General features: G+C 61.8%; 8 protein-coding genes. 4 read left to right on the plus strand and 4 right to left on the minus strand.

From position 1 onward, the window contains the following. Window positions 1–42 precede the first annotated feature (42 nt). The gene (locus IB275_RS20655; RefSeq protein ID WP_192290796.1) at window positions 43–1209 is read left to right on the plus strand and encodes an EAL domain-containing protein; all 1167 of its coding nucleotides are present in this window, start codon (window positions 43–45) and stop codon (window positions 1207–1209) included. A gap of 69 nt (window positions 1210–1278) precedes the next feature. Beyond that, the gene (locus tag IB275_RS20660) at window positions 1279–2610 is read left to right on the plus strand and encodes a deoxyguanosinetriphosphate triphosphohydrolase (protein ID WP_192290798.1); all 1332 of its coding nucleotides are present in this window, start codon (window positions 1279–1281) and stop codon (window positions 2608–2610) included. Window positions 2611–2624: 14 nt separating this feature from the next. Here IB275_RS20660 and IB275_RS20665 read toward each other — a convergent pair whose 3' ends face one another. Both IB275_RS20665 and IB275_RS20670 read right to left on the minus strand, forming a co-directional pair. Beyond that, window positions 2625–6266 (minus strand): transporter substrate-binding domain-containing protein, encoded by a 3642-nt coding sequence (locus IB275_RS20665; protein WP_192290800.1) that lies wholly within the window; start codon window positions 6264–6266, stop codon window positions 2625–2627. Between the two features lie 8 nt (window positions 6267–6274). Further along, complete coding sequence (locus IB275_RS20670) at window positions 6275–6901, minus strand: response regulator transcription factor (RefSeq protein ID WP_081519413.1); 627 nt, start codon at window positions 6899–6901, stop codon at window positions 6275–6277. 783 nt (window positions 6902–7684) lie between these two features. On the opposite strand from IB275_RS20670, the gene IB275_RS20675 reads away from it, so the two are divergent. Continuing rightward, window positions 7685–8095 (plus strand): response regulator, encoded by a 411-nt coding sequence (locus IB275_RS20675; protein WP_192290802.1) that lies wholly within the window; start codon window positions 7685–7687, stop codon window positions 8093–8095. Here IB275_RS20675 and IB275_RS20680 read toward each other — a convergent pair. Further along, entirely contained in the window at window positions 8076–8423 is a 348-nt protein-coding gene (locus IB275_RS20680; RefSeq protein ID WP_192290804.1) for a YggL 50S ribosome-binding family protein, read from the minus strand. The two genes, IB275_RS20675 and IB275_RS20680, sit on opposite strands and share 20 nt — an antisense overlap. A 255-nt stretch (window positions 8424–8678) precedes the next feature. On the opposite strand from IB275_RS20680, the gene dacB reads away from it, so the two are divergent. After that, a complete protein-coding gene (gene dacB, locus IB275_RS20685; RefSeq protein WP_192290806.1) occupies window positions 8679–10115 on the plus strand; it encodes a D-alanyl-D-alanine carboxypeptidase/D-alanyl-D-alanine endopeptidase in 1437 nt (478 codons plus the stop codon). Between the two features lie 39 nt (window positions 10116–10154). Here dacB and IB275_RS20690 read toward each other — a convergent pair whose 3' ends face one another. Continuing rightward, window positions 10155–12566, minus strand: a complete 2412-nt coding sequence (locus IB275_RS20690) for a sensor domain-containing diguanylate cyclase (RefSeq protein WP_192290809.1) — start codon at window positions 12564–12566, stop codon at window positions 10155–10157. Between the last annotated feature and the right edge of the window lie 34 nt (window positions 12567–12600).

Genomic DNA, 12600 nt, shown 5'->3' on the forward strand with positions numbered 1-12600 from the left:
GCGCGCGAGCGCGTCCCTGTCACGCCACTAAGGATGTGTCCCTTGATCGACGGGCAACCCATCGCCTGCTTCCAGCCCTTCATCGATACCGCGACTGGCCTGATCGCCGGTGTCGAAGCACTGGGCCGGTTGCGCCAGGACAACGGTGATCTGCAATCGGTCGGCCCGCTGTTCTTCAACCCACGAGTCGGCCTGGCCGAACTGCGCCGTCTCGACCGGCAGATCCGCGACGCCGCCCTCGCCCGCATCCACGAAGCGCCCAAGGACTGGTTTCTCAGCCTGAACATCTCGCCGCGCTGGATCAGCCGCCTGCGCCCAAACCAACCGCTGCCCAGCCTCAAGCAACTGCAACAACAGGGCGTAGCACCGGAGCGCGTAGTCTTCGAGATCACTGAACTGGGCGGTGCCCACCAGCGCCTGCCGGAAGTAGTGGCACGCTACCGTGATGCCGGCGCGCGCATCGCCATCGACGACTTCGGTGCCGGCTACTCGCAGCTGGACCGCGTGCTGGCGTTGCAGCCGGACATCCTCAAGCTGGACATGCGCCTGTTCCAGGAAGCCGCCCGCGGCGGCCCCAGTGGCGAAGTGGTGAAGGCGCTGGCGCAGATGGCCGAGAAGACCGGCTGCTGGATCATCGCCGAGGGCGTGGAAACCGAAGAGGAAATGGACTTCGCCCTGGAGTGCGGCGCGCGCTACGTGCAGGGCTTCCTGTTCGCCAAGCCGGCACTGGAATTTCCGGCCAGCGACGCCTTCCGCGAAGCCTTCGCCCAACGCCGCGACCACTACGTGCATCGCAAGCTGCAGGAGCGCTCCAACCTCATCCAGCTGCGCCAGCAGCTCTCCGAACTGATGAGCATGCTGCGCCCCTGGGCGGAAGGCGGCGCCATGCTCAGCAGCCTGCCGCCGGCGCCGGAATCCTTCAGCCGTCTGCTGCGCATCTATCAGTGCGACCGCCACGGCACCCAGACTTCGCCGAACCTGGAATGGAACGGCTTGTTCTGGAAGGAGAACCGCCGTTACCTGGGCCACAACTGGTCCTGGCGCCCCTACTTCTACCAACTGCTCGCCGAGGGCTGGGAAGAGCGCCGCCTGACACTTTCCAACACCTACCGCGACGCCACCACCAACCAGTACTGCATGACTGCCGGCCAGTTCATCGACCAGGGTCGACGCCTTCTGCTCATCGATATCGACGCCGAAGGCCTCTAGCGCCGCGATTGAGATTGCCGCCGCGAACGGCTAGCGTTGCCGGTAACTCTCTGGATCGCGGAAAGAAGAATGGATTGGCACACCCTGCTCCCCCGGGAGCGCCTCGGCAAACCGGTGCACAGCAGCGCCGAACTAGGCCGCAGCGCCTTCCACAAGGACCACGACCGCATCATCTTCTCCGGTGCCTTCCGCCGCCTGGGGCGCAAGACCCAGGTGCACCCGGTATCGAGCAATGACCACATTCACACCCGCCTGACCCATTCACTGGAAGTCGGTTGCGTCGGCCGATCGCTGGGCATGCGCGTTGGCGAGATCATTCGTGACCGCCTGCCGGAATGGTGCGACCCGGGGGACATGGGCGTGATAGTGCAATCCGCCTGCCTCGCCCACGATATCGGCAACCCGCCCTTCGGCCACTCCGGCGAAGACGCAATCCGCCACTGGTTCCAGCAGGCTGCCGGGCGCGGCTGGCTGGATGGCATGAGCGAGGAGGAGCGCTCCGACTTCCTGCACTTCGAGGGCAACGCCCAGGGCTTCCGTGTCCTCACCCAGCTCGAATACCACCAGTTCGACGGCGGCACACGCCTGACCTACGCCACCCTCGGCACTTACCTGAAGTACCCCTGGACAGCGCGCCACGCCGACTCCCTCGGCTACAAGAAGCACAAGTTCGGCTGCTACCGCAGCGAACTACCGCTATTGGAGCAGATCACCCAGAAGCTGGGCATGCCGCAACTGGAAGACGAGCGCTGGGCGCGCCACCCGTTGGTCTACCTGATGGAGGCCGCAGACGACATCTGCTACGGCCTGATCGACCTGGAAGACGGTGTGGAAATGGAACTGCTCGACTACAGCGAAGTAGAAGCGCTGCTGCTTGACCTGGTCGGTGACGACCTGCCGGAAACCTACCGCCAGCTCGGCCCGAAGGACTCTCGCCGTCGCAAGCTTGCCATCCTGCGCGGCAAGGCCATCGAGCACCTGACCAATGCCGCCGCCCGCGCGTTCGTCGAACAGGAAAAGACCCTGCTCGCGGGAAGCCTGCAAGGCGATCTGGTAGAGCACATGCATGGCCCGGCCAAGCGCTGCGTGCAACGCGCGAAGGCGATGGCGCGAGAGAAGATATTCCAGGACAAGCGCAAAACCCTGCACGAGATCGGCGCCTACACCACCCTGGAAATCCTGCTGAACTCTTTCTGTGGCGCCGTGCTGGAGCAACACCGCCAGAGCACGCCATCGTTCAAGAACCAGCGGATCCTCGACTTGCTGAGCCACTACGCGCCGGACCCCAGTTGGACGCTCTATCGTTCCTTCCTGCGTGTAACAGACTTCATCGCCGGGATGACCGACAGCTATGCCACCGAGATGGCGCGCGAGATGACCGGCCGCTCCAGCCCAAGCTGAAGCGGGCGCGCAAGCTAGGCAGCCAGCTTGCGCAACTGCAACAGCAAATCGTCCTGCAAGGTCGCCATCGCCTGCTCCACCGCCCGTGCCCGATTGCCCAATTCCCGGCTATCGAGGCCGTCCTTGCAGCCACCCTCAAGCTTGCTGCAGAGGTCCTGCAGCGTATCCGCATTAACCAGTCGTGCCGCGCCCTTCATACGGTGGGCCAGATCGGCCAGTTGCTTCCAGTCGCCTGCCTCCCAGAGCGGCCGGACCTGATCGATATCGATTCGGTTGCTGCTGTGCAACTCCTCCAGCAGACGGCGGATCAGGCCCGGATTGCCGCCGGTCATCTCCCGTAGCGACTTCAGGTCGAAGCCATCGACCTGCTTCTCCAAAGATGCCTGATCGTCGTGGGCCGCTGACAGCTTCGGCACCGCATCCAGCCGCATACGCAGGTTATCCAGGCCTATGGGCTTGAACAGGCAGTCATCCATGCCGGCCCGCCGGCAGTTCTCGATCTCGTCGGGCTGGGCGTTGGCCGTGAACCCGAAGATCACGCAGGGTTCGGCTTCCATCTCCGCTTCAAGCTCACGAACTCGCCGGGCCAGACCATAGCCGTTGAGCACTGGCATGTTGCAGTCGGTGATCAGCAGATCGAAGTCACCCGGATGCCACAGCTGCAGTGCCTGGGAGCCATCGGAGGCCACCTCGACCTGATGTCCCAGATGCTCCAGTTGCTGGGTCAGCAGCATCCGGTTGGCCACATGGTCGTCGACAACCAGGACCTTCAGCGAATGGGCAGTCCTCGGAACCATCACGGCCTGCCCAACTTCGCATTCGGGCAGGCGTTCCAGGCTCTGCAGCAACAGGCGCACCGTGACCGTGGTGCCTTCGCCAGGACGACTTTCCATGCGTACGGTGCCGCCCATCATCTCCGCCAGCTTGCGGCATATAGTGAGCCCCAGCCCCGTACCACCTCGGCTGGCATTACCACTACGGGCCACCTGGCTGAAAGGCTCGAACAACTGGCGCTGTTCATCCTCGGAAATGCCGATCCCGCTGTCGTGCACACTGACCTCAAGGGAAAGGCGCTCACCAGCGACACGCTCGCCGTAGACACGAATCTTCACATGCCCGAAGTCGGTGAACTTGATGGCGTTGCTGACCAGGTTCGACAGTATCTGCTTGAACCGCAGCGGATCGATCAGTACGTCACAGGCGGCTTCCGCCTCGATTTCCACTCTGAGCTCCAACGCTTTCTGCCGCGCCAGCCCATCGAACACGCGCGCAACAGACTCCACCAACTCACGCAAGTGGGCGCGCTCCGGCATCAGCGTCAGACGCCCGGACTCGATCTTTGCCACATCGAGGATGTCACCGATCAGCGTCAGCAGAGAACGCGCAGAGTCGTAAGCCACCTCGACTGGCTCTCGCTCCCAATGCCCCTGGTTCGCGCGGGTGAGCGCCAATTCGAGCATGCCGATCACCGCGTTCATCGGCGTACGGATTTCATGGCTCATCGTGGCCAAGAAGGTACTCTTCGCCCGGTTGGCTTCTTCAGCCTGCTCCTTCGCGGCTTCTAGCTGATGGTGCAATCGCTCACGCTCGGTGACATCGATCCAGCCCGTCACTACCCCGGAGATATCACCACCCGGTCCACGGTAAGGAGTGGCCCAGTAATGTATTTCCCGAACCTCGTTACGAATCTGCAGGACCAGATCGGAGGCCACTTTCCCGTCCTGCTCCATGGCCTGCCGGTGAATCAACTGCAACGCTTGCGCGTCGTGTGCCTGCAGCCAGGGGCAATCGACGACTCGCGAACCTTCCACCGACTCGCGCGGCATTCCGGTTTCCTTGAGGAAGCCGATATTGCAGGTGACCAGTCTCCCATCACGATCACGTACCGCCACGGGCTGCGGAATACCATCGATCAATGCACGCTTGAACTCGAGCCGGTAACTGAGTTCTTTCTCCGAATCCCGGCGCCGGCGCACCTTGCGCCAGAGCCACCCGTTCCACAGCAACACGATGAGCAATGCCAGTGCTGCCGCCCAGGCGAGCTGGATGAACTGCTCGCGGTAGCCCTGCCAGACACTGTCCGGCCTGTCCACGCTGGCAGACCAGCGCGTGGTGATATTGCTCAGGTCTTCGGGCGCGATGGCCAGTAGCGCCTTGTTCAGGATACTGAGCAGCTCCGGATCCGCCTGCGAGACCGCCAGCGAGAACTGTCCAGGCTCCCGGTCCAGCGCCAGGGCGATCTTGAGATCCGGGTAATAGCGGGAGATCAGGTAGTTGGCCGACGACAACAGGTGAATACCGGCGTCCACCTTGCCTTCACTGATCATGGAAAGGTCGTCGACATTGTTTTCGACCTCCAGCAGTTTCACCCTTGGGTGACGGGCGCGCATGAAGTCTGCGATGACGGACCCCCTGGGGACGGCGACAGTGTGACCATCGAGATCGTCCAGGCTGCGCAGCCAGTCGCTCCCCTCCGGTACTACGGCAACGAAGGACGCGGTCATGTAGGGACGTGTAAAACTCAGCCACTCCTCGCGCTGCGCCGTTGGAGTCAGCGCCGCAATCATGTCAGCCTTGCCCGTACGCACCTGCTCCAGCATCGCCGTGACGCTTGCCTGCGGGCGCACATCGAATTCGATTCCGGTTCGGCTCTGGACAAGCTCCAGCAAATCGGCAGCGATACCACGGAACTGGCCCTGTGCATCGAAAAACGAAACAGGAGCCAACGCCTGATCGATCACGACTTTCGGTCGCGGGTGACGGTCCACCCAGCGTTGCTCCTGAGGCGTCAGGATAAGACGCTGGCCGGCAATGGGACTGCTTCCGCCGGGACTCCAGCGACGCTGAATGGCCGTCTCGCCCTGTCGCGGAATCGCTCTCAGAGTATGGTCGATGATGTCCAGCAATGTCCGATCGGACGCATTCAGGGCAAAGCCGAAACCCTGGCCGTTGAAGCTGGCAAAGTTGAGGAGCTTGAGATTGGAAAGGTATCCCTGGCTGATCAGGTACTGCGCACTGAAGGCATCGCCGACGAACAGGTCCGCCTGGCCGAAAGCGACCGCTTCCAGTGCATGGCGCACCGACTGGTAGCTCTGTACAGAGGCGCCGGCCAGGAACCTGTCACGATCATTTGCCGGGAAGTAGTCGGTGACCACCGCAATGCGCTTGCCGGCGAGTTGCTCACTACTTTCCAGACGCGTGCCTTCCGGTCCGATAATGACCGGCTGGTTGGAAAAGTAGGGGACGGACAGCACGACGCCCGGTCGCGCGGCCTCATACCCCGTGGCACGACTCAATAGATCGATATCGCCACGAGACAACGCGGCCAAGGCGGCATCCCTGTCAGGATAACGTCGTACATCAATTCGAACATTGAGCGTGTCGGCAATGATTCCCGCGATGTCGGCCGTGATGCCCTCAAGGTCCGTGCCGCTGCCGGTGATATCAAAAGGGGCGTAATCCGGTGCTGTCACGCCCAGGCGCAGCGTGCGTTTGTCTCTGAGCCAGTGCCAGTCGGAGTCGCTGAGTTGCACCTTGACTGGCTCGTCGCCCGAACGAGCCAGCAGGTTGATCGAGGTCCAGTCGTGCGGCTCCGCCATCCCCCATCCGCAACAGACGAGTAGCAACACGCTGACGAAAAAGCGGAAGCGGCACATCAAACACCTCAGACCAACGCGTTCCGCTTGGCGAACTCGATCAGGTCAACCAGCGAATGAGCGTTGAGCTTCAGCAGCAGACGGGTCTTGTAGGTGCTGACCGTCTTGTTGCTGATGAACATCTGTTCGGAGATTTCCTTGTTCGAATAACCATTCGCAAGGTACTGGAGGACAGCCATCTCGCGATCCGAGAGGCGCTGGATAAGCTCCTGATCATCCATTTGACCATTGTTGCGACGAGTCTGGCGCACCGCCGTGCTGGGAAAGTAGTTGTAGCCGGCGACCACCGCGTTGACGGCGCTGATCAACTCAGACAGCCCACCTTGTTTGCAGACGAACCCTGAGGCTCCCGCCTGCATGCAGCGCATGGCGAACAGCGAGGCGCTCTGCCCGGTCAGCACCAGCACCTTGAGCGGCAGCTCGAAGGCAGAGATACGACTGATCACCTCCAGGCCATCGAGCCGGGGAATACCGATATCCAGAACGACCAGGTCGGGAATCAGGTCCTTGACAAGCGAAAGCGCGTCCACACCATTGTCGGTTTCACCAACGATGACATGACCTTCCTTTTCCAGCAGCACGCGCATTGCCATGCGAATGACTGGGTGATCGTCGACAATTAGAACTTTGCTCATCAGCTTCCTCCCTCAGACCCTTCGTAAAAATGTCCTTCGGTAAGATATATGCAGAGCCGGCTCTGTCGAGATTACTTGCCCTCAATATTGGCTATTAGAGGACTTTCCTACACAACATCTAAATAATTCCTACAAGCAGCCTTAAATACTTTGACGCCACCCCGAAGTCAGCAAGAAATTTCCGATGCAGAACGGAATAAAATCTGACCACGACTCCTGACAATACGCTTCCCTGTCGCTGTTTATCCCAGCTAGCGGACGCTCGATATACGCCTGAGCTTTCCCTCACGACCGGTCCTTCGTCACTCTACCCGCGGAATCACTCCGCCCTCCAGAGAGCCATAGAGATCAAGCCACCCGCTCTAAACAAGCCACTTCGCCATAGCTCAATCCACATCGCCGACGCTGATCACATTTTCCGTTGGCCAGCGTCTGACAAGTACCCTGCCTCTTCCCCTTGTCAGGTTGATCAGCTATCGAACACTGAAGCGTCCATACCAATCTGATTCCGGACACTTTTTCCATCAATATAAAAATCAGAAAACCCAAACAAGACAAAGCGCGCGAGGCAATTACAACCAACAACTATCAACCACAAGAAACCCAACTCCCAGGAGAGTTCTAAAGCCCAGCAAGAAAATCAGAGTTATGCATTAACTGAACACGCCCCAGCACCATTAAAGCCTCATATCAATTGCCATTCGACAATGCATAGCGCCGACCGAATCAGCTTGTCATTCGAGTGACTTTCGATGGAGCCCCATAACAACCAGGAGCTCTTCCGTGCAGGACAACAAGTTCAGCATCCTGATAGTCGAAGACCATCCCTTCCAACTGATCGCTACGCAAATGCAACTGAACAGACTGGGCTTCTACCGATTGACACCCGCGCTCGATGCCCATGAAGCGCGCGAGGAGTGTGCACGCCGCAACGAACCGTTCGACTTGCTGCTCTGCGATATCAACCTGCCGGACACTGACGGTATAGAACTGCTCGGCGAACTGGCCGAAGCCGGTCATATTCGCCAGGCGGTCTTCCTGAGTTGCCGCGATACCGAAGAACTGCAGGCCTTGCGGAAAACCCTGCGCGAACAGCGCCTACCCGTCCTGGCTTGCTTGTCGAAGCCACTCGATGAATGGGCGCTGCTGCTGGCCCTGGAAAAGGACGAGAGCCTCAGGACGCGGGCAGATTGACTGGCTGGTCCGGGTACCACGCATCGATCAGCGGGCTGAGGCTGAAGCCTGCCAGTTCCGGCTGCTGCTTCAGCCATCCGCCGATCAATTCCCGCTGCTCCACGCTCACCGAGCCGCGCCGGGCAAGACAGATGAAGCCGTACTCGTCGCAACCGCTATAGACCAGATCGTTGGGTTCGACCGCGACGCCCACGAATCGCTTCATGAAAGCGCCAACAGCCTCTTCGCCTATCCCTTCCTTGTACTGAAAACTCAATTCGAAGCCGAGTTCCTGGAACTCATCGACGCACAACTTCTTGCGTAAACGACGGGAACGATGGGTCGCCATCTGAATCTCTCCTCAGGAGGGCTTTCGCCGCTCGATGCACGAGTGTGTCCGGAACATATACGGGACTTGCGCGAACAATGTCCCGATGCACCTCTCCGAGACGACTGGCATCCGAAGGCCAGCGCATCCTGGAACGGCTTGCGGCATAATGTGCCGCAGCTCCCGGTCCAACAGGGAGTATTTCATCTGTAGTGTTGCGCTTCATCTTTTCATTTTTTCAAGTCAATGCCCGACCACTGGGATGTCATCTTTTCTATGTTCAAGTCTCTGCGTGTCCTCGCTCTCGCTACCTTATTACCCTTCGCCTTGCCGGCCGTTGCCCAGATCAACAGCACCCTGCCCGAACGCGTGCAGAAAGCGCTGAGGGCCAGCAAACTCACCGACGACGCCCTGTCGCTGGTGATGATCCCTCTGGAAGGCCCCGGCAACGCTACCTATTTCAACGCTGACGTCTCGGTGAACCCGGCGTCGACCATGAAGCTGTTCACCACCTATGCCGCCCTGGAAATGCTCGGCCCGACCTACCAGTGGCAGACCGAGTTCTACACCGACGGCCAGCTCAAGGACGGTACTCTCAACGGCAACCTCTATCTCAAGGGCGGCGGCGATCCGAAGTTGAACCTGGAGAAGCTCTGGCTGATGATGCGCGACCTGCGCGCCAATGGCGTTAACAAGGTCACCGGCGACCTGGTGCTGGATCGCAGCTATTTCAACATCCCGCAACTGCCGGTCTTCAACGACGACGGTGGCGATGACAACAAGCCCTTCCTGGTCGGCCCGGACTCGCTGATGGTCAACCTGAAGAGCGTGCGCCTGGTGATCCGCACCGAAGGCAGCAAGGCCACCGTGCTGATGGACCCGCCGCTGGCGAACGTGCGCATCGACAACCAGATTCAGGTGAGCAAGGCTGCGGCCTGCCCCGCCTGGCCGAAACTGCGCTTCAACCCGGTGACCCAGTTCGACGGCACCTCGCTGGTCGCCACCGGACAGATTCCGCAAGGCTGCAGCGCTCAGACCTACATGTCCCTTCTCGAGCACCCTGCCTATACCGCCGGCGCGGTGCGCGGCATCTGGCAGGAACTGGGCGGCAGCATCCTCGGCAAGGACCGCGAAGGCACTGTGCCGAAGAGCGCCACCCTGGTGGCCCGCGCCATGTCGCCGGACGTCGTGGAAATCATCCGCGACATCAACAAGTTCAGTAACAACACCATGGCCCGCCAGCTGTTCCTCTCGGTCGGCCGCCAGTATCGCAATGGCGCCGACGCAGACGACGCCCAGGCTGCCCAGCGGGTGATCCGCCAGTGGCTGGCGCGCAAGGGCATCACCGCGAGCCACCTGGTAATGGAAAACGGTTCGGGCCTGTCCCGCGACGAGCGAGTCAGCGCCCGCGAAATGGCCGCCATGCTCCAGGCCGCGTGGCACAGCCCCTACGCCGCGGAGTACATCTCCTCGCTGCCGATCGTGGCCAAGGACGGCACCATGCGCAAACGCTTGCGTGGCACGCCCATGGCCGGCGAAGCCCACGTGAAGACCGGCACCCTGAACACCGTGCGCGCGCTCGCCGGCTTCAGCCGCGACGCCAATGGCCGCACCTGGGTAGTAGTGGCAATCCTCAATAGCAACCGGCCGTGGGGGGCATCGTCCATCCTAGACCAGGTGTTGCTGGACCTCTACAGCAGCACCAAGCGCTGATCCCCCGCAAACCCCGGCCAACTGGCCGGGGTTTGCGCATCAGGCTTCGACTTTCTCCAGACGATCCCGCCCCAGCCGCTTGGCGCGATACACCGCGCGGTCCACCTTGCGCATCAGGTCGTCCGCGCTTTCGCCGGGGCACCAGGAGGCAACGCCGAAGCTCGCCGTCACCACGCCGACGCCCTCCATTGGCTGCCCGCGCAAGGCCTTCCAGAGTGCCTCCGCCAGTTGCCAGGCCTGATCCGTGGTGCTACCGGGGCAGAGCACCACCAGTTCCTCACCACCGATCCGGCAGAACACATCGACCTTGCGCAGGCGCTGCGCGATGCGCTGACACAGGGTGACCAGCACGATATCGCCTGCCTCATGACCGAAGCGGTCATTGATGTCCTTGAAGTGGTCGATGTCGAACATCACCAGCGACAAAGGCTCGCCGCTGCGGGCACAGCGCGCCATGCCCTGATCCAGCTGCTCCTTGAAATAGCGGCGATTGTGGATGCCCGTCAGTGCATCGGTGACCGACAAGCGCCGCAACTCCATCTCCGCCTCCTTGCGCCGGGTAATGTCAGTGGCTATGCCCAGATAACCCGTGGTGTTGCCCGCTGAATCGCGCACGCCGGTAATGATCAGGTTGATCTTCAGTTGCCGGCCATCACGGCGCACGCAGGTCCACTCATGCTCCTCGTGCCCCTCGCCCACGAGCGCGCCAACGACGTCAAAGCCGCGAATCTCGCGTCCGAGGATGCTCGACAGGTCCTGCGCGCGGCGACGGATCTCGTCCTTGACGAAGACATTCTCCGGCACCGGCCGCCCGATCACTTCCTGGGCGCTGTAGCCGAACATGCGCTCGGCGCCCACGTTGAAGCTGCGCACGAAGCCGCGCAGATCGGTCGAGACGATGGCAACCTGCGTCGCCGCATCGAGCAGGCCGTGCAGACGACTGTTGACCTCGCCCAGTTCCAGTTCGGCAGCCTTGCGCGAACTGATGTCGGTCTGAGTGCCGATCATGCGTCGCGGCGAACCTTGGTTGTCGCGCTCCACCACCTGGCCGCGATCCAGCACCCAGAGCCAGCGCCCGCTCTTGCAGCGCAACCGGTGCTCACTCTGGTACAGCGAGGATTCCCCGCGAAGATGCCGGCGCAGCGCATCGCAGCGCGCGTCCTTGTCCTCGGGATGGACCCGGCTCAGGCTCTCGTCGGTGGTCGTGCCCACCTCGCTGTCGCGGTAGCCGAGCATGGCTTTCCAGGCATGCGAATAGAATACGTTGCCAGTATCCAGACTCCAGTCCCAGACGCCGTGGCCAGCGCTGTCCATGGCGAAGTGCAGGCGCGCCTGGTTCTCCTGCAACTCCAGCTGGTTGGCCCTCAGTTCGGCGGTGCGCTCGCCCACCAGTTGCAGGGCCCGCTGGCGCTGACCCAGCAGCGCCAGCACATAGCCCGCCAGCAGCAGCGAAGTCAGCCCGCCGGCGAACGCCACCCAGAGCTGCGGGTGACCCTGGTTACGCCGCAGGAAGTCGCTGGAAGGCTCGACGCGCACCAGGTAGTCACGACCGGCAAAAGGCAGGTGTCGCTCGGAAACCAGTCCTGCCGTCTGATCAGCCGCTACCTGGCTGCGATACAACGGCACATCCGGACGCGGGTCGCCGGCATCGCGCAGTGTCAGCGCCAGCTGCTCACCGCGCGCTTCCGAACCCTGTTCGATGAGCAGGCGGTAGCTGATCGCCGCCAGCAGGATGCCCTGGATACCGACGCGGGTTTCGGCTGTCGGGCTGGGCGTCGTACTGCTGCGATAGAGTGGCGCCGCCAGCAGCAGACCGGTGGAATCCGCTGGCGGCGCGCCGGGAAGGACCACGGGCATCGAGGCAGCCACCGAGCGCGTCTTCACCACACGCTGGGTCAACTCACGCCCTGGCAGGGTCGAGTTCAGGTCCAGGCCCAGGGGCATCTCTTCCAGGTACTCGGAGGCGCCATAGAGGACGGGAAAATAGCGTTCGCGAACCTGTGCCGGAATCGGCTGGCCCTGAAGGTCGAGCTCGAAAAGCATGTAGTCGAGCATGCCGGCGTCATGGGCACGGGCCTCAAAGGCGTCGCGCTGACGCTGGTCCACGCGCGGCAGCCAGGCGTAACCCAGCGTGTCGCCCAGCAATGGACTGACGAAGTGCTCGAATTCCTCGCGGGAAACGTCCGAGGAGTTCTCAAAGAAGCGCTGGATCGATTCCAGCTCGCTCTGCTGATTCGATAGTCGCTCGCGTACGCGCTCGATCCGCTCGTTGGCAGCGAGGGAAAACTGCTGTTCCAGGAAGGTCCGCGCATTGCGCCACACATTCCAGCCCAACAAGGCCGTCAGCAACAGGCCTGCCACCAGTACGACGCCGGCGGCACGCAGGGCCTTCTTCTGGCTGGCGACTCCCTGAGCGGCGGGCAACTGCTCGTAGGCCGGCAACTGAGTCATGCGCTTTCCCAACTCTCAGGGTGACTCAGTTTTT

Source organism: Pseudomonas sp. PDM21, from assembly GCF_014852505.2.
GTDB lineage: Bacteria > Pseudomonadota > Gammaproteobacteria > Pseudomonadales > Pseudomonadaceae > Pseudomonas.